19 protein-coding genes and 3 pseudogenes are annotated in these 22477 nt (G+C 57.8%); 9 read left to right on the top strand and 13 right to left on the bottom strand.

Going from position 1 to position 22477, the window contains the following annotated elements:
* Window positions 1–62: 62 nt before the first annotated feature.
* Both ltrA and K307_RS04530 read right to left on the bottom strand, forming a co-directional pair.
* On the bottom strand, window positions 63–1370 hold the full coding sequence (gene ltrA / locus K307_RS04535; protein WP_042876603.1) for a group II intron reverse transcriptase/maturase: 1308 nt from the start codon (window positions 1368–1370) through the stop codon (window positions 63–65).
* 519 nt (window positions 1371–1889) lie between these two features.
* Window positions 1890–2831 (bottom strand): annotated as a pseudogene (locus K307_RS04530) (IS4 family transposase); the annotation flags it as partial.
* Between the two features lie 129 nt (window positions 2832–2960).
* Between K307_RS04530 and K307_RS04525 the strand changes: the two are divergent.
* The 3 genes and pseudogenes from K307_RS04525 to K307_RS44200 all read left to right on the top strand — a co-directional run.
* A pseudogene (locus tag K307_RS04525) lies at window positions 2961–3782 on the top strand (Tn3 family transposase); the annotation flags it as partial.
* Window positions 3775–4119 (top strand): Tn3 family transposase post-transcriptional regulator TnpC, encoded by a 345-nt coding sequence (gene tnpC, locus K307_RS04520; RefSeq protein ID WP_042876596.1) that lies wholly within the window; start codon window positions 3775–3777, stop codon window positions 4117–4119. The pseudogene K307_RS04525 and the gene tnpC, both read left to right, overlap by 8 nt.
* Window positions 4120–4762: 643 nt before the next feature.
* A complete protein-coding gene (locus tag K307_RS44200) occupies window positions 4763–6139 on the top strand; it encodes an HNH endonuclease (RefSeq protein ID WP_196251522.1) in 1377 nt (458 codons plus the stop codon).
* Between the two features lie 414 nt (window positions 6140–6553).
* Here the strand turns inward: K307_RS44200 and K307_RS47490 are convergent, their stop codons facing one another.
* From K307_RS47490 to K307_RS04500, 5 genes are all read right to left on the bottom strand, one after another.
* The gene (locus K307_RS47490; RefSeq protein ID WP_155301076.1) at window positions 6554–6712 is read right to left on the bottom strand and encodes a hypothetical protein; all 159 of its coding nucleotides are present in this window, start codon (window positions 6710–6712) and stop codon (window positions 6554–6556) included.
* A gap of 53 nt (window positions 6713–6765) precedes the next feature.
* Window positions 6766–7086 (bottom strand): hypothetical protein, encoded by a 321-nt coding sequence (locus K307_RS04510; RefSeq protein ID WP_155301075.1) that lies wholly within the window; start codon window positions 7084–7086, stop codon window positions 6766–6768.
* A gap of 147 nt (window positions 7087–7233) precedes the next feature.
* Window positions 7234–7431 (bottom strand): hypothetical protein, encoded by a 198-nt coding sequence (locus K307_RS47485; RefSeq protein ID WP_155301074.1) that lies wholly within the window; start codon window positions 7429–7431, stop codon window positions 7234–7236.
* A gap of 714 nt (window positions 7432–8145) precedes the next feature.
* Window positions 8146–9597 carry a hypothetical protein gene (locus tag K307_RS04505; protein WP_155301073.1) on the bottom strand — a complete coding sequence of 484 codons (1452 nt, stop codon included), beginning with the start codon at window positions 9595–9597 and terminating at the stop codon, window positions 8146–8148.
* Between the two features lie 48 nt (window positions 9598–9645).
* The gene (locus tag K307_RS04500) at window positions 9646–9936 is read right to left on the bottom strand and encodes a hypothetical protein (protein WP_042876590.1); all 291 of its coding nucleotides are present in this window, start codon (window positions 9934–9936) and stop codon (window positions 9646–9648) included.
* Window positions 9937–10144: 208 nt separating this feature from the next.
* Here K307_RS04500 and K307_RS04495 point away from each other — a divergent pair.
* Window positions 10145–10573: pseudogene (locus K307_RS04495) on the top strand (KfrA protein); the annotation flags it as partial.
* A 362-nt stretch (window positions 10574–10935) separates the two neighbouring features.
* On the opposite strand, the gene K307_RS04490 reads toward K307_RS04495, so the two are convergent.
* Window positions 10936–11658 (bottom strand): hypothetical protein, encoded by a 723-nt coding sequence (locus tag K307_RS04490; protein WP_042876588.1) that lies wholly within the window; start codon window positions 11656–11658, stop codon window positions 10936–10938.
* A 358-nt stretch (window positions 11659–12016) separates the two neighbouring features.
* Between K307_RS04490 and K307_RS45560 the strand changes: the two genes are divergently transcribed.
* Together K307_RS45560 and K307_RS45555 are read left to right on the top strand one after the other, a co-directional pair.
* The gene (locus K307_RS45560; protein ID WP_051974650.1) at window positions 12017–12247 is read left to right on the top strand and encodes a hypothetical protein; all 231 of its coding nucleotides are present in this window, start codon (window positions 12017–12019) and stop codon (window positions 12245–12247) included.
* The gene (locus tag K307_RS45555; protein WP_329955790.1) at window positions 12244–13125 is read left to right on the top strand and encodes a DNA-methyltransferase; all 882 of its coding nucleotides are present in this window, start codon (window positions 12244–12246) and stop codon (window positions 13123–13125) included. The genes K307_RS45560 and K307_RS45555 overlap by 4 nt, the downstream gene beginning before the upstream one ends.
* Before the next feature lie 819 nt (window positions 13126–13944).
* Here the strand turns inward: K307_RS45555 and K307_RS49120 are convergent.
* Together K307_RS49120 and K307_RS50285 are read right to left on the bottom strand one after the other, a co-directional pair.
* Entirely contained in the window at window positions 13945–14208 is a 264-nt protein-coding gene (locus tag K307_RS49120; protein WP_268989173.1) for a tripartite tricarboxylate transporter substrate-binding protein, read from the bottom strand.
* Window positions 14177–14287 (bottom strand): hypothetical protein, encoded by a 111-nt coding sequence (locus K307_RS50285; protein ID WP_268989205.1) that lies wholly within the window; start codon window positions 14285–14287, stop codon window positions 14177–14179. The genes K307_RS49120 and K307_RS50285 overlap by 32 nt, the downstream gene beginning before the upstream one ends.
* Before the next feature lie 349 nt (window positions 14288–14636).
* Here K307_RS50285 and K307_RS04480 point away from each other — a divergent pair, with 349 nt between their 5' ends.
* Entirely contained in the window at window positions 14637–14894 is a 258-nt protein-coding gene (locus K307_RS04480; protein WP_042876585.1) for an H-NS family nucleoid-associated regulatory protein, read from the top strand.
* 605 nt (window positions 14895–15499) lie between these two features.
* Window positions 15500–17296, top strand: a complete 1797-nt coding sequence (locus tag K307_RS04475; protein ID WP_042876584.1) for a phospholipase D-like domain-containing protein — start codon at window positions 15500–15502, stop codon at window positions 17294–17296.
* 182 nt (window positions 17297–17478) lie between these two features.
* On the opposite strand, the gene K307_RS50905 is transcribed toward K307_RS04475, so the two are convergent.
* The 3 genes from K307_RS50905 to K307_RS04465 all read right to left on the bottom strand — a co-directional run bounded on the left by K307_RS50905 (window position 17479) and on the right by K307_RS04465 (window position 20699).
* On the bottom strand, window positions 17479–17841 hold the full coding sequence (locus K307_RS50905) for an HNH endonuclease (protein ID WP_080744877.1): 363 nt from the start codon (window positions 17839–17841) through the stop codon (window positions 17479–17481).
* 176 nt (window positions 17842–18017) lie between these two features.
* On the bottom strand, window positions 18018–18623 hold the full coding sequence (locus tag K307_RS04470) for a hypothetical protein (RefSeq protein ID WP_155301072.1): 606 nt from the start codon (window positions 18621–18623) through the stop codon (window positions 18018–18020).
* Window positions 18624–19052: 429 nt separating this feature from the next.
* Window positions 19053–20699 carry an SIR2 family protein gene (locus K307_RS04465; protein ID WP_230625471.1) on the bottom strand — a complete coding sequence of 549 codons (1647 nt, stop codon included), beginning with the start codon at window positions 20697–20699 and terminating at the stop codon, window positions 19053–19055.
* 113 nt (window positions 20700–20812) lie between these two features.
* Here K307_RS04465 and K307_RS04460 point away from each other — a divergent pair, with 113 nt between their 5' ends.
* Window positions 20813–21613 carry a hypothetical protein gene (locus K307_RS04460; protein WP_042876579.1) on the top strand — a complete coding sequence of 267 codons (801 nt, stop codon included), beginning with the start codon at window positions 20813–20815 and terminating at the stop codon, window positions 21611–21613.
* Window positions 21614–22477 lie beyond the last annotated feature (864 nt).

Below are 22477 nucleotides of genomic sequence, written 5' to 3'. Positions count from 1 at the left end.
AGCAGCTCACCCAGTGAGATTCATCGCAAGGGTTATGAGTCCTATCGGTGTGGCGACCACTTTCACGCGAACCCCTCCGCGCCCGACAGCGGGCGCGTCTTCCAGTCCCAGAACAGTCCCAGGACTCCGTAGAGGTACTCGTTACTCCATCGTCGCCACCCGATGCTCGTCTTCTGGCGTCGCTTGCGCCGCGTTAGCAGGGTTCGAACCTTCATTTCCAGATAGTCGCGCACCTCGCTGAAGGCGCGACTGGCGTTGCCGACCCGGAAGTAGTTGACCCATCCCGCCACCGCAGCGTTGAGTTTCGCGACCAGCTTCACGGCCGGGGTCGAGCCTCCATGCCGGATGATGTCGCGGATCCTCGCCTTGATGGCTTGGCGAGCCTTCTTCTTGGGGGTCATCAGGACGAAGTACCCGTTCCCCGCTCGTTTGCGCACGCGACGCAGGTCGAATCCCAGAAACCCAAAGGCGTCCTCCTTCAATGTATCCACCACAATGGTTTTCTCCGTGTTCAACTCGACGCCTAGCGGCACGAGTTGTTCCCGCAAACGCTGCAGGGCACGTTCAGCCCAGCCGCGTTTGGTGTGGTGGCCACTGACGGTGATGACAATGTCGTCAGCAAACCGGTGATAGTTCACTGCCTCGTAAGGGCCCTGTGCCGTCTTGCGTCGAATCTCATCGAACATCCAGTCAATCTCATTCAAGTAGATGTTCGCAGCGAGTGGGCTAAATGGGCCACCTTGCGGTACCCCAACTTTGCCCGCTGCTTTGATAACCTGCTTGACCAAGTGCATGACCTGAGGATCCTGAATGCGCTTCGCGATCTTGCCCAACAGGGTTGAATGTTGAATTGTGTCAAAGTAGCGCGACAAATCCACATCAACCACCGTCGACATGCGCCGCAGCACACTGCGTCTGACTTCCGCCAGCGCGCGGTGTGGGGACCGCTTCGGTCGGAACCCGTAGGAGTTCGGGCAGAAGTCCGCCTCGAATACCGCTTCGAGGATCAGTTTCAGCGCCCCCTGCACCACGCGGTCGCGGATGCAAGGAACCTGGAGAACGCGGACCTTGCCATTGCTCTTCGGGATCTCTACCCTGCGGTTCGGCTTGGGTTCATACCTGCCTGTTTTGAGGTCTGCCTGAATCTCCGCAAGGAATACAGTACGTCCCGATGCCTCGATGTCTTCAAAACTCAGATCATCGATTCCCGGCGCACCGCCGTTCCTCTTGGCGATACGGTAGGCCTCGTCGAGGGTTTCACTCTTCGCAATATGTACGAAGAGCCCCCAGAAGCGATGAGTCTTGTCAGACTTCGCCTTGCGATATATCCGCCTTCTCAGTTCCTGCAGACTGCCGGATGCCTTTGTCATTTCATCCCTGCCTCACCTTGTTGGGCGGAGTACTCACCGGTCCGGGCCCTTCCCTCCGGGCGCGTTTTGCTGCACGCCCATCGACAGTACTACGACCCGATCCGTCACCCTGGCACCTATGCCCGCATTTCCCACTCGCGGTTATAGCGGACATCTCCTCGACGGGATTTCTCCGCCGGGTGCCGAGGGCTTCTCCAGTTTCCACGTTATCCTTCACACCATGTCGCCGCTGATACCCCGCCGGTGAGAGTTGCCGCATCGGACTCGTTTCGGACAACTCTTGCTGCTTTCGCGCGTTATCGACCGTCTCAGCCACCGGGTTTTCGTGTGACGAGGCTACATCTGCGTTCACTGCACGTTGCAACCTGGTGCGTTGCATACACTCCTTTCTGAGCATACTGTCGGAGGGCTCCGTCATCTTGCTTTCGCGCCATGACGCCTCCCAAGCTACGAGGCTTGAGTCTTTTGCCTCGGTCGGACTTACACCGACTGGATAACGTGTCCTTATCTGGACACACCGATCTCCCACCTGGCCCGATACCATTCAACCAGCTCGATGACCGCATCGGCATCCTGTGCTTCTCGGTTCGTCAACAGCCGCCACACCACTGGCTTGACGCCTGCGGGCGCTCCGATCTCCCTGGCCTCTACACAGGTGAGAGTCGGGCCATCCAGGCCGGGTAGCTTCACACGTTGTGCGCGTAGCTCCTGTTGAACCTCGCGCGCCTTCTGGCCTGCACGCCCTGGCAAGATAAACGTGATTTCCCCGAGTACCGGGCTGGCGTCGACGCTATCCCACAACTTGCCGCCCTCAGCAAGGTTGCGGTTGTGTTGGCTGCGGATCAACCAGTCGGCCGGTTGGCCCAGTTCCTGGGCGCGCGCCATCAACTCGGCAATATCACCCTCGCGGTCCGTCACATACACCAACCGTGTCCGGGGCAACAGCGCGGCTTGCTCCGCAACGCGTTCATACCCTTCAGTCCAGCGTACGCTTTCCTTGATCCCGCCGCGGTTGCCGTCGGCGTCCTTTGATTCCCGAGCCCACATCCAGGCATCGATCACCCCCAGCGGTTCACGGTCAGGCGTCACCGCGTAGGTCGGATGCAAGAACATGCCTCGCTGGGCTTCGTAGCTCAGCGGCCCCAGCCCCTCTATTTCCTGACCATTGAAGTTCAGCTCGGTCGTATCAGCGATACACAGCACCACCGGAAACTGCGCGACTCTGTCCGCCGTGCGTTCCCAATGCGGCCGCATCACGTCCCGCCAATCGATCTGCTCATTGCCGAGAAACCGATACGCCGCAATGGTTTGCGACCAGTCATCGCATGCGCCGGGAATGCTGGCCGTAGGCAGGGCCGCAAACCGTTTGAGCAATTCCTTGGCGCGCCGATCCCGCCGCGGATCACCAAGATCCAGACTCTCAAATTCCTCGTCCACCCATGCCCCCGATTCGTTGCCCATTGCTGCCCGAAAATCCGAGAGTAAACGCGAGTCTGGCGAAGTTAACAACCCCTTACCTCGAAATTTCCGCGGCCGCATGCTCCATGCCGCCGCTGCGGACACGGTACTACTTCTGTATAAGGAGATGACTTCATCCCGCCCGGCGTGTGGGAGGCTGTCTACGTCATCGAGGGCTTGCTCAAGGCAGGCTTGAGCGTGGAGGCAGACACGGTGCATGCCGACACCCAGGGCCAGTCAGCTGCCGTTTTTGCCTTTACCTACCTGCTTGGCATCAACCTGATGCCGCGGATTCGTAACTGGCAGGATCTGAAACTTTACCGAGCCGATCCCACCTCCAAGTATCGTCATATTGAGCGGCTATTTTCGGGCGTGGTGGATTGGGACCTGATCACCCTTCACTGGCAGGACCTGATGCAGGTCGCTTTGTCGATCCAGGCCGGAACCATATCCTCTCCCCTACTGCTTCGCCGCTTGGGATCGGATAGTCGTAAGAATCGCCTCCTTCTGGCCGCCCGGGAACTGGGTAAGGTTGTTCGCACCGTGTTTCTGCTGGAGTGGATCGGCAGCCGCGAACTGCGCCAGGAAATCACAGCGACGACCAACAAAATCGAGTCCTACAATGGCTTTGCCAAGTGGTTCTCGTTTGGCGGCGATGTGCTGCCTGTGAACGATCCCGACGAGCAGCAAAAGCGATTGCGCTACAACGATCTGATCGCGTCCGCAGTGATCCTTCAGAACACCGCCGACATGATGCAGGCGCTTCGTGCCATGGAGAAGGACGGTATCAAGGTCGACGTAGACGACATCAGCTTCCTCAGCCCATATCTCACCAGCAACATCAAGCGCTTTGGCGACTACAAGCTAAACCTTGAGCGGACTCCGGAGGCCTGGATCCGCGACAGTCTTTTCGCTGCCCCCGCATTCTCCGTTCGGAAACCACGCCATGCCTAACACCCAGACCCCTTATGGCCCGGTTGACACCGATGCCTTGCATCGCCTGCAGGACAGTTTTGACACCAGCGAGATCCTGCGCATTGTGGACCTCGTCGATACGATACGAACCCGAGTCAGCGAGCCAGCAGGCATTCGCGACGACTTACTCCAGTTACATGGCATGGCCCATACAGTTATCAATGGTGCCAGTCTCGTCTCGGGAGCAACGAATCCAGCGTTGGTCGAGCAGGCCGAGACCATTGTGGAGGAACTGGAAGACTTGATACGGGTGCTCCAACGCGCTGTGCACGCGCTGCGCCCACTAGAATTTCTCCGACCTTCCAGCGACGCGTGACAGCTCGCCGCGCCTCGAGCGCTCGCCTTATATCGAAAATGCTCAGTTAGACGGACTCATCATAACTGAACGGCTTATGATAGCGGATTGGGCGTATCTTGGTCCTAGGCCAGAAAGAGAGCCACTCTGACCAAGCATGTGAGTACCCTGTTCGGCAACAAGCTCACGAAGGATCAGTTGGCCAGGTTGGTTGATGACATGTTCCGGCGGAAGTTGGTGTCTGAGGCCGAAAACGCTATCAGCTATCATTTCTAGGGGTGATCGTACTTTTGGTGCGAAATTTGGCGCCTTTGGCTCAAGAAAATCAATATGGATCAATGACTTTCAACAACGCCTCCGCACTACGTGCGGGCAGCCCACAAAGCCTTGCTGCGAGCTGGGGCGAACCTCTCGAACGGTTGAGCGCATCGGCGTCTTTATGTGAGTCCCGGGTAATCGAAAAGCGCCGTCGTCCGCATAAGTCTAAGCCTAGGCCGTTTCAAAATAATTTGGTGTAGTAACCCTCGGGCGAAGTAATACAAAGGAAAATATGGGTCGGAAAGGGATGTTGACCAGAGGTGAATTAGAGGACGCCGCACTTCTCGCGTTCGGGGGCCAGATTAAGGCGGATCTCGTGCATGGATTTCGTATTGTCAGAGACCGAATGCAGATTGCCGCTGTGTACTGGTCGCGTAATGCGAAGAATAATGATGTTGAAATCGCCGTTTGCGAAAATCGACTAACAGAAAATTATGATATTGGATATGTCATTGGCTGGCTGGACGGTCAGAGGGAGCGCCACTCGCGCGAGTGCAACGAGCACAAGTATGGAAGTGATTGGCCAATATTCGGCCTAACATTCAACGAAGCGAATGAATTCCTGAAGGGCTGTCAGCGGCTTCGCAAGGGCTATCTGACCAGAGAAGAGCTGGCTGATCTCGAGAAACGCCGGGCTTCGAGCATGCTCCGAGCAACGTTAGCCGCTCTAAGGCCTTCTTCAAGCAGTGCCGTGATAGACCTGGTAGCGAAGGCAGGAATTAGCACAAAACCGTGGTTCACCAAGCAAGACGGGACGCCGGCAAAGCGACCGCGAAGCAATCCTGCGTACTGCTATGACTGGGCTTTCGGGGAAGTCGGGGAACCGATTGCCGTCTGCTTTTGGTACGCGTCCATGGCCATCAAGGACGGGAGCATTGTTGTCGAGCAAAATATTCTTGCCCTTGCTGAGCGGCTCGAAGAAGTCACAGAGGATGATGAGGAGGAACCGGAGAATCGCCTGCGAGCTCGCAGCCAGGGTGAAAGAGCCAAGGACCTCAACGCAAAGCTATATCGCGCATGGGACCACAAGCTGCCGATCCGCGTCATTGTGGTTGATGGTCAACGTAGGCCGGCGGAATCGCTAGGTCGGGATTCCTCTACCGTCGCACTTCGCTCCTTGGACAGCAATAGTTGGCTCGTCGACTCCTACGATGTCAAAACAGGTACTGTTTGTGTTCGACGCCTCGACAGTTTCATTTCGGCGGAGTCGACGGAGTCTGGAGCCACCATCGATGCTGCAGCGGACATTGAGGCAGAAGAGGTTCAGGCAGCGCAAGCTGAGGATGCGGACGTTGCGGAGGCAGGGCAGGACGAAGCAGGGGAAATGGCTGCTGCCGAGTCGGATGCGGTTCATGATTTTGCTCAGCAATCGCAAAGCTATGTGGACCAGTACACGATTCTGAACGACATAGGCGCAAACAGGCGGGAGGTTACTCGTTCTGAATACGAGAGGAGCCGGCCGGTGCGCGACGCTGTCTTGCGCCGTGCAGGTGGATCCTGCGAGTTATGCGGAGTTCGCGGTTTCGTATTGCCTACGGGAGCCTTGTTTCTGGAAACACATCACGTCATCCCGCTATGTGAGGAGGGGAAAGACAATGTGCACAATGTTGTAGCACTCTGTCCTAATGACCACCGCGAGGCTCACTACGGTAAACGGGCAAGTCAACTCAGACATCAGCTTCTTCAGCGGCTAGCTCGCATTTATTCAACGCCTGGCGACTGAGTTCAGACGGTGGTTTTATTTTGACCTTGGCGCAGCAGGCGTGAGCCCAATCTTTGCGCGAGTTTTTGGACACGGCGGCCGGAGCGCAACGCGGGTAGCGTCCAGGCATACCGGTCTCTGTCGACCCGACCATTCGCGACCGGCTTGATCAATGCGGGTCATCGTACTTTTGATGCAAAATCTGGCGTTTCAGTCCTGAAAACCGTTCGGAATCAGTTACTTGATGATAAGCGGGTGCGCCGCGCGAGGTAACGTGGAAAGCGCTATTTCAGCAGCATGCTAGTGGACTGCCGGGCCAGTCGCGCTCGGTAGCGTGACACCGACAAGAGATTATGATGCGCAACTTGTGCGCCATCTCACTGGAGGGGAGCACATCGGGCTCCACTTGGAGCCGGAGACTACCTCCGACCTTTGTCAATAAGGGGGGCCAGCCAAGGCGCGGGCGCCCATCAGGGTACAAAGCATTATGAGGAGGCCGGCGGCATCGTCGCCAATCACGATGCGATACAACGCGTAGAGGAATGCGGCCATGCCTAGGATCAGGGCTAGGATCATACGGGCCAGCTTGATCATGATGTGATGTCTTCCCAATGCTGCCAGCAAGGCTTGCTCGGCTTAGCGCCGAGTCAAGGACGAGAGCCGGTTGGGAACGGCCACTCCGCTGCCGGGGCATTCATCGCCAATTTCTTAGAAGAGCTGTCAGTTTGTCTCGCATAATCTCCGCTGATGTCGACGCACTCGGGGGCTACCGCCTTACGGCGACGGGAGGCCTTTTTTTGTGCTATTTGTAGGTGCCTCTCATCTCCCTCAAGCATCGCGACTTTTTCTCTCAAACCTCTTAGAAGCATCTTGTGGAGCATCAAGACGTCGGCTTCATCAATCGCGACGTATAAGGCAGATTGCCTTTCAGCACTCTTGTCCTTCGCGATATTGATGCGGATTGTCATGGTCCCTGTCCACGCCTCATCGTTCATCGAGAAGTCGTACGTGTCGACGCCCTCATACGAGGAATCTTCCAAGGATTTGCCTTCTGGCCCTCTAAAAAATCGCATTTCTGCCCCCAAAGAAGTGAGTAAGAGTTATGCTTTACCAGCTCACTTAGATCTCTCCTTAAAGCGTTGGATTGATTTTCGAGCCTTATTGATCTGGCGGATTTCTTTTGGGGAATATTGTTTTCCTTGTGCTATTTCAGTTGTTGCTCGTGAATACAGCGAGTCGAATAATGCCAATAGCTCCTCTTGCGGGACCTCGCGAAGACTTTCCTGCAATTCTTTGAGGGTACGTTTTTTCATTGCTTCCCCTTGTCAATCTGGACCTCGCTCAGGAAGCGGGCTTCGAGCATGCTCCTAGACTAGGCAGGCAGTCGTGGTGATGCAAGCTATACACCAAATGGTTGATAGCTGGGAACGAACCAAGGGACCAAGGGGGTCATGGCCGGGATAGTCGGAAATGACACATATTCCCGGAAGTAATAAAGAACGTGGCTTTTATGCGCGCGGCATCAGCTGCTCGAGCGCGTTGCCGCAGCTCGCCCAATCAGGGGCTGCTTCGACTACAACCCGGAGAGCGGGTGGTCAAGGACTGTGAATCACTTCTCATGGTGCCTGGACGCGCGCTCGGGGTGCCTGCCCAATTAGTTGGGTTGCCGTCGGCTGGTTGCAAAGCTGCTGCATTGTCTGAAAAGGGGCCATACGGCGGGAGGGTGGAGGCTCGACGAGATTTTTAGCTCGCCAATCCCTGGGGCGGGCTCCAAGGACAGCTTCTGCGAGGGCTGTGAGTCCCGTCGGGCCCGCGGCCCGGACTGGCGCTGGTCCAGTCAGTGGCAACATGAGGGCTGGCCGGGATTCGTGAATATCTTAAGCTTCACATATTTGCGAATCCCGGCCGACCTTCATTTAGATCGTTCGGATCCGCATAATTCAGACGGAAGAAAGAAGGATTCATGCTAGTTCCTAGTTGATAGGGCGATTCCTTTGACTGCTTGCGTGAAGCTTGAACGGCGCGGGTCAACCTTCTGCGCGAAACTCCTCATCCAGTCGTCGACTACGCTCTTCGCACTCCCGTTGCAGTTTCAATATCGGGTTGTGAGCAATCCATTCAGCGGTGCGTCGCATATTCCGTTTGATCGGGTTCAGCCCATCGTCGCCCCGCTCCGCTAGCAATGTCTTCAGACGCTCAGCCACACTGCACTGCTCGGTCATGGATACCCAGACTGCGTCCGACATCATCTCCATGCCTTCCATATCCAAGGGCAGCAGATAGGCACCACCTTCCTCCCCGGGCTGATAGAGCGCGGGGACCAACCGCTGCCCGTCTGGATGGGGGTAGGCCAACACCCAGAAGTGATACTGAAACATTGGGTTGCCCGACTTGCCTTCGGTTTGGCCGGTAGGACAGGCCTTTTCTGGATCCCAATCGTCTCTCGGTAGGGCCAGCCAGTCTGGATTGCTTCTGAAATGCCGCAATTCATGTCTGACCTTGAGGTCGTAGTCCGTGGGATCGGCCCGCCGGTCAGGAAGATCCCAAATCAGGACATGCCCTAGAGGTGCATGCGGTACGAAGAAGAATTCGTCGTTTTGTAGGGCGCCGGTCTCAAAGCCGTACAACCACCATTCGCCCTCGCATCTGCGGCGGCCAAAGTATTGATGCCGACGGTAGTAGGCCTGGCTGAGATCTGCCGCCGCGGTGCGCTGCGCGCGAAATTCCCGAATGTCTTCGGGGCTGGAGGCGCTCGTAACCCAGTCGAACGGATCTAGGTCCCACAGTGGCCAACACAGTTTGCTGCCTTCATTGATCCAACTGCATTTCAACTCAGCGGTACGGCGGTACAAGTTGAGCAGGTCGAACTCCTGATCCAGTTCGTCGACGATTCGCTGCAAATAACTTTGCACCTTTTCCAGGTCGGACCATTCCTTCTCGGTTTTGCTCAAAGGGTGCAGGCTCGTACCGCGCAGAAGCCTATCCGCCACGCGATGCACGCTTAGGTGGTCGAGCTCGGCTGCCAGAACTTCTATTAGTCTTAGATATCGCTCTGCGCCGCTCCGAATGCCGCGCTTGCGTGCATTTGTATCGGGCGGCAATGTGAGCCGGTACAACTCCTTGGCGTCGTCGTAGAATTTCTCGTCAGAGTGCCGTCGTCCGCAAAATCCGGCCCTTCGGCACAACTCGCCTCTGGAAATACCTCGCTCTTTCAGGCGAGGTGCGACTTCCTCGAGGAAGTCGTGCAGTCGACGGGCCAGGATGATGCGGTCTTCGGGGTTGAGTTTTCTGGGGTCGCGTCCCTTGTTGTCCCCATACGCCATACGAATTAACTCGCTCCACGCACTTCGCCCGTCTGCCGACTTCCAACGGTGGGCGAGTTGCATCCTGCGCATCGCTTGTTGACAGACATGTGCTGGATCCTCTTTCTGTCCCAATGCAGCTGAAGGTATGCGCGACGTTGATTTCTTGCTTGCCATGATGATCTCCCCAGTGTTCCCATTCTTAAGTCAGTGCTCTTTTTCAAGTCAATGCTGCAACACTCGCTTGAAGCGCCAACCAACTGTGATCACCGCTCCATCGCCGGACATCACCAAGTACGCATCGAGTAGCGGGCGCAGGCGATCTACGACCTGCGCGCCTACATCGCGCTCGAGCTTCTGCCGACTCGCCTTGTCGAAGTAGATGATCTCAGCGCCACCCCCGCCCAATGTACGCGCACCGTACGTATCCAGCCAATCCATGATGAGCGGCGGTAAGCCACGCTGTTGAGCCCTAGCCGTTGCGTGGTGGGTCAGGGAGTTGAGTGGTGTTGACATGGCGGACCTCAGTGGAGATGTCGTGGCCTCATTTTGTCCAAGCGCCTCAATGCTCGCTAGTCCCGATCTTGTTAATTAACCCGAGGAAGAACGGGAAGCGATTGGACCGTTTTCGGGAAGTAAGCGGTAATTTTCGGGAAGGTTGGTGCTGATCGTGCACGATTTCTCAAGGTGATGCTTGCAACACGCATGAGTGTGTTGGGATCAGCTGCGCGCCGAGGCGCGCGCGGCGGCCAGCGCCGCGGAAGCGGAGCGCGATGCGGCGCGCTCCGAGACTGCGGCCGCCCGCGAGGACACCGCGGCGATCGCGGCGCAGCTCGATGAAGCGCGTCAATCGCTCGCGGAAAGCCAGGCGGAGCTCGCCGCCGAGCGCCAGGCGCACGCCGCCACCCAGGCCCGGCTCGAGGCAGGCAGGGCGGAACTGGAGGCGGCGGGCCGCCAGCTGACGGAGCTGCGTACCCAATTCTCGACCGAGCTGGAGCGCGCCCGCGAACAGGTGAAGATTGCCCAGGAGCGGGCCGAGGCCAGCGAGCGACGAGCCCTGCGCGAACTGGATCAGGAGCGCACTGCACGCCAGAAGAGCGAGCGCAACCGCGAAGAGCTGCGCGCGGAGCTGGCGACAGCGCGCCACGAAGCGGGGTGATCGTCCTTTTGCTGCAGATTGATACGGTGACTGTCCGGAAAGCCTCTCGCAGCAAGGCTTTTTCGACTTCCCTTTTATCGAGAAGGTCGACTCTTTCGCAAGTCGTTGATTTACAAGAAATTTGTGAGCGCGACCGTATCAATTTTCAGCAAAAGGGCGATCACCCCTGCTCCTGGAGGACGGCATGGAACTGGAGGTGCTGCGTATGGGCGCCGAAGAAGGCACTCCGATCGCTAGTGATGAGAAATGCACCAGGGGAGTGGGTCAAAACTACGGGCCGAGGGGTCCGTAAGCCGGCTGGAAGATTCATTTTTCGCGGCGCAAGAAAGCGACCGGGGATTCCGCTCCTTCCGGGTTCAACCCACCGCAATGCCAAAATCCCAGGGAAACACTCCAATGTCAGAGGTGCTGGACACTGCCGCCCAGTTGATCTTGACGTTGTGTGGATCACTGATGAGTACTTCCTTTTCCTTGTCCCATACGAACTCAGCAGGAAGCAGTGGGCCCGGAAAATGAGGGTCTAATGCCCCGAAGGCGATGTAATGCCAGGCGCCTCTCGGCCCCTCCCTTCCGGTAACCATCAGTTCGCTGTGGCGAAGCGAATCGTGAAACTCCATCGAAAGGTGCTCCGCAGCGAGTAGATCTTTAAGTGTCATCTTCCCGAGTCGCGGACAGTCAAAGTGCCAAGCTGGAAACTCAAATGTCGTTTTGTCGTCGGTCAGTGCGACAGCGATGGTTTCCACCGAGTTACTCGAGCTAAAGCTCAATGAGACCAGAGAGTCCGAGAATCTGTATCCCCACCACTTATCTCCCACCCTCGTTGGCGCACCTAGTTGCTGCTGTACCCACTCTGCAGGAGCACCAAGCTCGATTCCCGTAAAGATGTTTTCCGGCGTCATCCGTCGCTCAATACGCAGGCTTGGCCTTTCCAGCTTTGATCTAAGAGATCGGATTCCGCGAGAGCCCACCGCAATCCACAAGAGCGCAAGCCCTCCTAAGAATCCGCCTATCGCATTGACAAGGATGTCCTTGAAAGGAATCAGCGCTACAAGCTCATGCACTTTGGCGGCTAAGGTCATCGGAGTATCTGGTTATGTTGGCCGGCGGATTTTACCGCGCCACTTGGTAAGAGAAGACCCAACTCTTTCCCATGCCTTTCGCTCGCGGCAAAATGCCCTGCCCGTAGCCCTGGGCGTTCCGGCGATGGCGAAGCAAATCCCGCTGATCACCTGGAGAAATGGCCGCTGACGCGCTTCAAACCCTTCGCGCGCAACCCGCGCACTCACTCGCCGACCCAGGTCGCGCAGCTGGCGGCGTCGATGCCCACTTGGGGCTGGACTATCCCTGGTCCTGGCGACGGAAGACGGCGCGGTCATCGCCGGGCATAGGCGCCTGCTCGCTGCGCCGAAGGCCGGCTTCGAGGACGTCCCTGTCCTGGTGGCCGAGGGCTGGTCGCCGGAGATGGTCCGCGCTTATGTCATCGCGGACAACAAGCTCTCGGAAAACGGCGGGTGGAACCGCGAGCTGCTGGCCGAGGAACTGGCCGAGCTGCAGGCGCTCGGATTCGATAAGCTGCTGACCGGCTTCTCGGACAAGGAGATCGGGGAGCTGCTGCTGCACGCGGTGCGGATCCGGACGAAACACTGCCGCTCCCGGCCGAGCCGGTGACACGACCTGGACAGATCTGGACGCTCGGCCAGCACCGCGTCGCTTGCGGAAGCGCGCACGACGCGGCGTTGTGGGCCCGCCTGGTGGACGGTGCCTATGCGGCGTGGTCTGGACCGACCCGCCCTACAACGTCGACTACGAGGGCATGGCGGGGAAGATTCATAACGACGCGATGTCGGCCCGGGCCCTTTGCCGAGTTCCTGGCGGCGGCGTTCGAGCGCCTGGTCGCGGTGATGAAGCCTGGCGCCGCGATTTATGTCGCGCATGCCGACACGGAAGGCCTCGCGTTCAGGTGCGCGTTTACCGAGTCAGGGCTAAAGCTCGCATCCTGCCTGATCTGGCGTAAGGACTCGCTGGTGCTCGGCCACTCGGACTACCAGTGGATCCATGAACCGATCCTGTACGGGTGGAAGCCTGGCGCCGCGCATCGCTTCTACGGGGGTCGCAAGCAGAGCACGGTCGAGGCCTGGGCCAAGGGGCGCGGTATCGAGCAGCTCGAGGATGGTCGATGGGCGATCGCGTGGGGCGACTCGTTGCTGGTGGTCGACGGCAAAGCCAAGGTGGTCGCCAACGCTTCGTTCGTGGAACGACCGCGCCGCCATCCGACCATGAAGCCGGTGTCCCTGGTCGAGCGGCACCTCTCGATGTCGGCGCGGCCTTATGCGGTGGTGGTCGACGCGTTCGGCGGATCCGGCTCGACGCTGATCGCGGCAGAGCGCCAGGGCATGCAAGCGCGCCTGGTGGAGTTGGATCCGCGCTACGTTGACGTCATCGTTCGCCGCTGGCAAACCCTCACCGGCCTGGTAGCGGTTGACCAGGACGGAAGGGCGTCCGGGAGCAGCTCTACGCGCGGCCGCCGCTCGATCGCCGTCGGGTGACTAACGGGTGCGTCAACCTGGAGCCGGCCGTCTACGAGCGCCTGCGCGCGCGCCTGGCCATCTCCGGGGGGCCATGCTGCAGATACGTGGTGGGCGGCCGCCGCGCTCGACGCGATCGCGCATTCGCCTAGCCTACGTGGATCCGCGGATGATGGGCTGGCGGTGTGCATGAGCGGCCTGCGACGCTTGTCGTGGTGCCGTGGTCTGTTGCGCGAAAACGACAACGCGGTGAGGGGCGGGCCGGTCGCGCGCTGTGGTCGTCGTTGGGATGTTCGCGCGGACAGGCGACCTAAGACACCCTAAAACCTAACGCCGCGTCGCCAAGACAGCAGAAAGGCAAAAATCCCTTGTGGCATAACGAAAAATCGTCGTACCCGTCCGATGAATATGCGCGCAGAAACTAAAGGCTATCCATATATCGGCTAATTAATTTCGTTTCGATTTCGCTTCGTGATTCAGCATCGAAAACCCGAAAACCCTTGCCAGGACTGGTGTTGCGGTTTTCGCAACTCTAGCGGCGCGCCAGGCTTGCCAATATAATGCGACCAGTCCGGGGGGAATCCGGACTGATCAAAAAACCCTTACAGGAAATATTAAATGACTGACTTCAATCACCACCTGGAGGTGGCTTATCACGCCGTGGGTCTTATCTACTGCATTACCCATCTGGTGAAGTTCTGGCTGCTGACGTAACAGCGCAGAGGGGAAGGCTCCGGTCCTGGCAGACCAGAGTCTTTCCTGAGCTTAAGGCCGTTCGCGGGCATTGCATAGTGCCAGCGAAAAAAACCCGCCAGTCGGCGGGTTTGTCGTTTTGCTCTCTCATCGGGAGCCGCCCCCACCTGGACCGCTCGCCAGGTGATCGAGGGCACCTGACGCCGTTCGGAAGTTTCCGCCATGAGCACGACCGTGCGGTGCGGCTTTGCTAACGATATGCGCGGTCTGCTTGAGCATCTCGAAGGCAACATTGCCAGCGCTTCCGTTGCCCGCCGAACCGTAGGTCATGGCGCCAGGCTTCGCCCTGGCCTGAGCGATGAATGCCTTGATGGAATCGCTATGAACGGTAGGCCCCACCGCGAACACCATCGGCACTAACGGCAAGCGTGCCAACGTGACCGAGCACCAGCGTGTATCCGTCAGGCGCGGCGCGCGCGGTCTCCTGCATGGCGATAACACCCTGGCCACTGCCCTTGTTATCCACCACCCAGGCCTTTCGACATCGCGGCCGCGATGACGCGGGCAATGGCGTCAGAGCTTCCGCCTGGTCCGTACGGGACGATCAGCCGGATCGGCCTGACGGGTGCCCAGGTCTGCGCATGTGCCGGGGATAAGGGAAGCGGCTAGCGGGATGTCGAGGCCTACGACCAAGATACGCCCTTATGCTCTGCAGCGCATAAGGGCGTATCTTGGTCAGGGGCGCAGGACGACAAGCAGGACGACAACAAGCAGGGCGAGGGCGCGCCGACGGCCGGCCTCCCCCCCGGAAGACGGCAGCGACAGCAGTGACCACAGCAATGACAGCAAAAACTGAGCGGGCGGCGGCGATCCGCTGGATCCAGGCGGAGATGGCCGACTACGGGCTGACCATGGAGGAGCTGGCAGCGGCCGGGTGCTTCGATCCGCCGCCACCGCCGCCGCCACCCGCACCCGCGCCCGTGGTGTGCTACCGCAACGCCGCGGGGCAGAGTTGGGACGGGCAGGGCGACATGCCCGACTGGCTGCGGCGGGCGGTCAATGCGGGGCAGAGTAGGGAATTTTTCCGCGCTGGATAACCCCCGCCTGTTATCCCAGGCTTCCGATCTGTATCCCTAGTGATAGCGTATTCCCTTATCTTGCATGGCCCCGAGGGAAGCAACCGCGTAGATTGCGTCGGCATGAGCTTATTGCCTGGCGGGGGATCGCTGGCTATTCGGGCGCCGCATACCAGCTCCCCGGCCGCTAATCGCACACTGCTTCTTGGCCCACGCGTTGGGAGGTAATTCGCGCCCGATTCGCGCTAGGATGCGCCCGCATGTATGACACAACGAGGCGCGACACATGCGGGCGAGGATCAAGGGGCCGATCACGGCCGAACGACTGTGCGACGCGCTGGCACAGGCCACGGCGCTGCATGAGGGCGAGGGCGAACCCTTCGACGGCTTCTATGGGGCTGACCTGTATCTGCGCGCCTATTCGCAGGAGGGCGAGCTGATTGCCGTGATGCAGGGCACCGAGGAAGTGGGCCTCACGTTGCCGCTGCCGGCTGTGATAGTGAATGCCACGTCTACAATTTCGCGACTCCCTGTCGCTTCGCGACAACACCCTGCCTTAGTTGCATCGCGTACTTGGCAGCTTACCAACTACAAATCGTGTCACACCAACTACCGGGAGAGGTGCGATGCGATTCAAATCAAGGAAGGAAGAGGGCTTTCAGGTGTTCGCGGTTGCTGGGGTCAATACGGTGTCATTCGGTATCACGGCAACAAACGCTGCTCGCACGGGGCTTCTGGGATTCGGTGTCGAACGCATCGATCACAAGGAGAATGAGCAGTATTTCATGACAGGCATGAAAGTATTCCCGTCAGTCCTGCCGAATCCGGACGAGACCACACGCGTATCTACTTACGACCACCCAATTCAAAGTTTCGTCTGGGACGATTTCACGGCGAAGCCCGGCGGGCGCTACACCTATCTATTCCACCCTCTTCGCGGCACGCCGAAGAAACTCGATCGCACCGCTACGCCTATTGCTATCGAAGTCACCACGGAGGAGCTCTTTACAAAAGGCACGCACGACATCTTCTTTAATCGCGGAGCCGCTAGCAGCCAGGCCTACGCCCGGGAATTTCGCAACCTGCCGCCCACCAAAATCGAGGATTCGAAGGAGCGCCAGCGTGCGCTGGACTGGCTGAGTCGAGAACTTGACGAGGCGCTTCTCAAGTTCATCAATCAGGCACGGCCAGGAGACGAGCTTCTGGGCTGCTTTTACGAGTTCCGATATCAGCCGGTTGCGGAGGCTCTCGCTAATGCCGCCAGAGCAGGCGTTCACTTGCGCCTGATTGTTGATGCCAAGGACAACTCCTATACGGATAAGAAAGGCGTCTTTCATAAAGCCTTTCCCCGCACGGAGAATCTGGCGATGCTAAAAGAGGTGAAGATACCGAAGAAGCACTACCACCTCCGCCAAATGCGGCCAAACGACATCCAGCACAATAAGTTCATGGTGTTACGCCGCAAAGGAAAGTCGTATGCCGAGGCGGTTTGGACAGGATCGACGAATCTCTCCATGGGAGGTATTCACGGACAAACGAATGTCGGCCACTGGGTGCGTGACCGCGCCACCGCCGAAGCGTTTCGCGCCTATTGGTTGATTCTCGAATCGGACCCCGGCGCCCTAAATGGTAGCTCGCCCGACGGCAGGGCGGACAACCAGGCGTTCACTTCGAGCATCGAGGAGCTGAGTCCGACATTTGTCGACGACGCCGACATCGCACCGGGCATCACGCCGATCTTTAGTCCACGCCGCGGCTTGAAGATGCTGCAGCGTTATGTGTCGATGTTGTCGGAGTCGCGGTCCCATGCCTGCGTCACACTCGCATTTGGTGTTGGCAAGGAATTCCGCGAGGCGCTGCTACAGCACGATGTGGACGGACCGCTCACCCTTCTACTTATAGAGAAGGAAGATGGCCCAAATCCGAATAGCAAGAATAATGAGGACTGGACGCCAATAAACTCAAAGAACAACGTCTATAAGGCGTTTGGCGCTTACCTTGAGGATCCGGTCTATCAGTTCGCCAAGGAAACCAATACGCGCTTGTTGGATATGAACCAGCACGTCGCGTATATTCATTCCAAGTTCATGCTGGTCGATCCGATCGGTGACGACCCCATTGTGGTCACCGGCTCTGCTAATTTTTCGGACGCATCGACGCGCGGCAATGACGAGAACATGATGATCATCCGCGGTGACCGGCGCGTAGCCGACATCTACTTCACCGAATTTAATCGCCTCTTTTTCCACTACTACTATCGCTCGGTCGTTCAGTTGACCTCCCGCATGCGCTACAGGCAGTCGCGAACTCCCGATCAGGCTCCTCAGTTTCTCAAGGAAACGCCGCATGAATGGCTTAACGACTATGCGCCAAACAAATTCAAGACCAAGCGAGTGCAGATGTTCGCAGAGATGTCGATGTAGAATCTGGCCCCATATGGTGGCTACGTTGTTAAAAAGGGGAGTTGCAGCGCAATTCTAGGCGTGTGTTGGAGGAGGCTGGCGCATTGGCAGGACGTCTCTATCTGTGGCGCCCCACGACCGCGTCATACGGCTGCATCCCAATAGCAGCAAAAAGATGAACTCGCGCCACGATGTAGCCGTCGTCACAGCCATACAGGCTGACGATATGCTGCGATCCCGGGACCGGCGGAACCGAGACACTTGGGTCCGGTCCGCCGACCAGTTCCCATGGGCGCTGAGCTTTCGTCTGCAACTCGTATCGCATCCCGTGTCATCGGCTTCTTGCGACGACTCGACCCAACACCGGCCGTTGCTCGAAAATCGCCAAGCATGACGCGCATGACGTGGAGCTCTGCAGCGCTTGTCTTTGCGGCGCATCTTCTGCAGCTCGCCTCGGGCAAGACCCAGTTGCCGCCCAGGCCGGCCGGAATAATGTGCTCTCGGGTCAAATTTTCTGGCGCATCGCAGTAGATACAGCGGCCAGGTGGTAAGTATCTGCTCGTCATGCGGTTCTCGCGAGGCCCGGCGCCGGCTCGGCATCCATCAGCTCAGTCCGGTGGGGCCGCAGGAAGCTGCGGGTAACGCCATGGTGGATGGTAAGGACGCTCGGGGCAGCGGATCGCTGCTGGTAAATGGAGGGGGACCGCAACACTACGGGATTGGACAACCCATTCCCGTAGAACTACTTGGGAAGCACTTGTTGAGCCATGAAGCCGGCGGCTGCAGCGGTGGCAACTAGCAGAACCGTCGGCAATGAATAGCGCTTTTTCTTGTCGTCCGATAGGTCGAAGTCATAGAAATGCGCGAACAACCTCTGATGGACCCGCAAAGGCCTAATGGCAGAGCCGTTGCCTTCTGCAGCCAGAATTTCGTTTTGGCAGATACGAACTAGTGCGCCCAACGCTCTCGGCTCGCTACCTTCCGCTTTTACAATCTCCGCTTCGAATGCATCGGCCACTGCGTCATCGAAGATGCCCTTTGCAATGATGCGACTCTCGATGTCAACAAAGGTCTTCGCCAAGTCCGCATGCGCCCGCGAACGCTTTGCGTAGCCGAGCACAAGACTCAGTGTGGATGTGATCGCTACAATGGCTGCTATGTATGCCTGATATCCCGGCGGCACTACCTTGGGATAGATCGCTGTCGCGCCAAGCACCGAAAGCGCCTTTGTGGAGTTGTCCAGGATGTCGAAGAAGCGCTCCCGCTTCTGATGATAGGCGCGGGACAGGCGACACCATCGCAAAAGGTCGTGCCGCTTATTCCAGACGTCCTCCTCGGTCCAAGCCATTACTTGCTCTTCTTCGGCATGGGCGGCGGGGGCGCCCAACTGTCGCGTGGCCTCACAAATCCCCCTTTCCGTTCCCAACTGTCGCCCGTGGACTCATTAATCTGCCGGCTTGGCCTGGAAGGTAGAGGCTTATTCGGAACCTGCGTCGGTCGAGACGGTTTGTTTTTGTCACTCACGGCGTTGTTAAACTGATAAAAATGAGGCGGTAAGTGTATGCCAGTTTCAGTAACGCCTTCTCGTCTACAAGGGGTAAGGGAAAACACCTATGGGAGCAGCAACATGCGCTCAATCACGATCAGTCCAACGGCTCCGGCTCGGACGCGTGGTATTGGGGGGAAGAGCGAGATGACAACCCACAGGATTTGTGAGTGGTTTTGCCCCGTTTCAAGTAGCCCAATAAAGAACGGCGCACTTGCGCCGTTCCTTCGCTCAAGCAGCCACACCCTTGGCTGCATCGTCTACCTTCACCTCTTGGCGATCAATGACGTACGGCTCACCTGACTGGACCTTACGAAGCAGATCGACAGCCGCTTCTGTATATCGATGTATCACGTTAGTTCTGCTGGACGGAATCGAGATATGGTACTTGTTGTCTGACGCCTTCATATCGAAGTCGTCGTTCTCCTTGAGGATAGTAAGCAGCTTCTGCGCATCGTTCCAGCCCTTCTTTAGTCCGAGTGCTGTCGCGACACCGCTGAGCAGGTACTTATAGCTCAGATTTACCTGTGATGGATCTGACAGCGACGTAACTCCAAACAACTTTGCAAACTCTTCCCCAGAGTTGACGGCATGCTCCAGCGTCTTGAAATCGATCTCCACATGCTTCTTCGGGATACTAGATCGCACAAGCTCGACCGAACGCGCCATGAGTGAGCGCAGGAGCTTCGTATCGATCTTCTCAAGGTTGCCGGCTTGGCCAAAAGCCTTGTACACCCATTCGAAAGACGATGCGGAGATGCTTTTGATACGGACGTTGGTGTCCTTGGCAACAGTGATGCCCTTGTCTCGCGCCGGATAGGAAAGCTCGCCTATCGTTTCATCACGTTCAAGTATGTAGATGTTCGGCACGAGGTCGTAATCTCCCTTGTGGTCCATACGAACCATCTTGTCTACATCATAGAGAATCTTCTTGATATTCGGATCGTCAGCGCGGTAGCCGATGAAAATCAGAGGATGTTCCACAAAGTAAGTCAGCAACTTAGCGCTCAGATACTTGTGGTCCTCTTCAAACCTAGCGTAGTCGGCCCCGTTAATCACGATTGATTGTGCGTCGGTCACACAGCCATGAATTTTGAACACTTCGCCAATTGCAAGGTACGGCTTTCTCAGAATCTGCTGCCCGATAACCCTCTCGTACTGCGGGAATATCGACTCTACAAGAGTGTCATAGTTAGTGGTGATCACTGAGTGGGCACTGATCTTCTTGAGGGCTTCAATTTCTGCATCCATCGCTGCAGTTCCGTACGATCCCTTCTTCGGCCCGAGATTCTTCAGATGCTCGCTAACCGCATGCTTGATGAAGATGTCGCTTTTATACTGGCCATCAAAGAAATCTGCAGGGAACTTGCCCTTTCCCTTCCCCCATGCCCACTCGCGATACGCATCAGTGAAGATGGTCCCGATTTTCGCGTAGTCCTTATTATAGGTCTGCTCGTAGTAAGCGAAGTCCTTGTCTATAAGCGGGCAGTCCTTGGCAAGTAGCGTCAACAGCTCTGACCAGTTGGGCCCCTGAGCATAGCGTTTCGCAAAGCCCGATCCGACGAAAAGAATTGGCTGACAACTGGCCAACTTGAGGACATTGGCAATGTCCTGCGTTACCTCATCCTGATATTGTTTGTAAGTCAGTGGCATGCTTGAATGGACCCCCTTCGAGATTATTCTCACCATCATAACGCTGGCTGTACATTTTTTCATGTAGCCATCATGAATCTCGGTCGGAACAGCCGTTAGTGTCCGCTCGCGTACGTCGGCGATCGTCTGTCCGAAGCAGCCGTCCTCGGGCGGCTGCGTACCGCCGGGCCACGGCTGCCCTGACGACGTTGGTGCTTCTCTCGACGAGGAAAACTTCTCATTCAAGGGTGAGGTGGGTCAAAAAAGAATAAAATCTGAAACGCTCCAGAAGGTTGCGAGAATGGCAGGACGATGAACCCTGCTAGGGGCTACGGCTCGGACAAGAATGGCACACTCCTATGGCCCCACCGGTAAGTAAATCGCCCTCCGACATCGATCCTTATGACCGCCAGGAAGCCCAAAGGATCATTGAGGCTTATCGCGAGATCTTTCCGCGCATCACGCCGGAACTGGCCCGCTATTGGGACTTCGGGAGAACCCGTCCGTGGGGCTACCTGACCCCGGATTTTCACCGGGCCACGCTTAGTGAGTACGAGGCCTTCAGCGTGGCCGTAGAGAAGCTTGAGGGCGAAGCGCGGAAGAATCACCCCATGCCGGCAGCCGAACTGGCCGCACGCATGATCGCCTTGTGCGAGACCCATGACCTCGGCTTCAGTTTCGGCATCTGTCCGTGGACCGACCATGCTTTGCACCGCACGTATGGGAAGGCGACCGGCCGGCGCTTGGTCGTCATCGTCGGACACGACTGGTATCCCATCGTACCCAAACGTGTATTGGAGCCACATAGCTTGAGCTGGCCCATGCGCCAAGATGGCCTGCATCGCATACGTGAAGTTTTGCCCGGGCGCGCTGAGCGCTACTTCGTGGCCGTAACCAATCCCCTGCTGTCCGGGGAACTCGGCACGCTCCTGTTCGTGAACATTTATCCTGATTACCGAGAGCCAGAAGAGAGGACAACCGGAAAGGTGCGGGCAGGCTACGACGGGTGTCTGGAAGGCTTTGAGGCGTTGCTGGAGGCCACCCGTCCCCATTACAGGCCAAACGACGTGACAATCATTTCTTGGGGCGCGATGCCGTGGGATCTATTGAAGCCGCGCACGCCGGTCAATCCGCCCAGGGATGATTATGGAAGTCACTGAGCATCTCGCCGGCGAGATCCTTGAACTGCGAACCATGGGCCATGCATACAAGTATCTGCCAGTCGCGCACCCTAGTGAAGGTCGTAACGCCCATATTGCCTTTCACCTCGACCACGTGCGGTCGGGCTTGGCGAACCTCGGTTTCGGCGTCCCAATGTCCGCCCCAACTCCAAGGCCAAGGCCGGCCCGGTGGAGTCGAAGAGCCCCGTTGGCGTTCATTAATGCCTAGCGGCGCACCAGTTGCATAGGCCCCGCCATACGGCACGGTCAGTCCGAGTTAGGTACGTCACCGCCCGCGCGTCCCTTTCAATCCCTGCTTTTTCGCAGCCGTCCTCGGCCGGCTGTCTACTGCCGAGCTGCGACTGTCCCTGACCGCCGGCTACCGCCATTGCGATTCCGCCATCTCTGGCCAGTCACGGTTAGCCGCAGCGCGCTGGGTCGGGACGCCCGTGAGGCGCTGGCATTGCTGGGATGCGGCGATAAGGTACGATAACGTTGTGCTTGTCGGGCGTCGTCAGCACCCGGCCGTGTCGAGCGCCATACGATTTGATCCTCCAAGCGACCAGGGTAGTTCACCGACATCAGTGCCACGGCCGTCCAAGCTACGAAAGCGGTATTACGTAGCCAAGCGAATATTAATCTGGGACAGACAACTCACATGCTGATGCCCCCTTTTAGTGCTCAGGTCGCATGGCAGTTTGATCAATGGATGGGCCTTCAGCTTGGGCGCCGGCGTTTCGGCGCACCGACACAGGCAGGTCGACCGTCAGTGGACTCCATCGTTTGTCTTCCGCAATTTTCTAATGTATGCGCTCTAGTGGCAGAGAGGCGTGTAAAGAAAAAGACCTGCCTGTTCGACGCAGC

This window comes from Cupriavidus necator A5-1 (assembly GCF_000744095.1).
GTDB classification, from domain to species: Bacteria; Pseudomonadota; Gammaproteobacteria; order Burkholderiales; family Burkholderiaceae; genus Cupriavidus; species Cupriavidus necator_A.
The sequence above is the reverse complement of the archived record's forward strand: the minus strand, read 5'-3'. Positions and strand labels throughout refer to the sequence as shown.

Excerpts from the sequence above, each read along its gene's own strand:
- ltrA (WP_042876603.1), bottom strand. The coding sequence starts at position 1,370 with ATGACAAAGGCATCCGGCAGTCTGCAGGAACTGAGAAGGCGGATATAT.
- tnpC (WP_042876596.1), top strand. The coding sequence starts at position 3,775 with ATGCCTAACACCCAGACCCCTTATGGCCCGGTTGACACCGATGCCTTG.
- K307_RS44200 (WP_196251522.1), top strand. The coding sequence starts at position 4,763 with ATGCAGATTGCCGCTGTGTACTGGTCGCGTAATGCGAAGAATAATGAT.
- K307_RS47490 (WP_155301076.1), bottom strand. The coding sequence starts at position 6,712 with ATGATCAAGCTGGCCCGTATGATCCTAGCCCTGATCCTAGGCATGGCC.
- K307_RS04510 (WP_155301075.1), bottom strand. The coding sequence starts at position 7,086 with ATGACAATCCGCATCAATATCGCGAAGGACAAGAGTGCTGAAAGGCAA.
- K307_RS47485 (WP_155301074.1), bottom strand. The coding sequence starts at position 7,431 with ATGAAAAAACGTACCCTCAAAGAATTGCAGGAAAGTCTTCGCGAGGTC.
- K307_RS04505 (WP_155301073.1), bottom strand. The coding sequence starts at position 9,597 with ATGGCAAGCAAGAAATCAACGTCGCGCATACCTTCAGCTGCATTGGGA.
- K307_RS04500 (WP_042876590.1), bottom strand. The coding sequence starts at position 9,936 with ATGTCAACACCACTCAACTCCCTGACCCACCACGCAACGGCTAGGGCT.
- K307_RS04490 (WP_042876588.1), bottom strand. The coding sequence starts at position 11,658 with ATGACCTTAGCCGCCAAAGTGCATGAGCTTGTAGCGCTGATTCCTTTC.
- K307_RS49120 (WP_268989173.1), bottom strand. The coding sequence starts at position 14,208 with ATGGTGTTCGCGGTGGGGCCTACCGTTCATAGCGATTCCATCAAGGCA.
- K307_RS50285 (WP_268989205.1), bottom strand. The coding sequence starts at position 14,287 with ATGCAGGAGACCGCGCGCGCCGCGCCTGACGGATACACGCTGGTGCTC.
- K307_RS04480 (WP_042876585.1), top strand. The coding sequence starts at position 14,637 with ATGACAGCAAAAACTGAGCGGGCGGCGGCGATCCGCTGGATCCAGGCG.
- K307_RS04475 (WP_042876584.1), top strand. The coding sequence starts at position 15,500 with ATGCGATTCAAATCAAGGAAGGAAGAGGGCTTTCAGGTGTTCGCGGTT.
- K307_RS50905 (WP_080744877.1), bottom strand. The coding sequence starts at position 17,841 with ATGACGAGCAGATACTTACCACCTGGCCGCTGTATCTACTGCGATGCG.
- K307_RS04470 (WP_155301072.1), bottom strand. The coding sequence starts at position 18,623 with ATGGCTTGGACCGAGGAGGACGTCTGGAATAAGCGGCACGACCTTTTG.
- K307_RS04460 (WP_042876579.1), top strand. The coding sequence starts at position 20,813 with ATGGCCCCACCGGTAAGTAAATCGCCCTCCGACATCGATCCTTATGAC.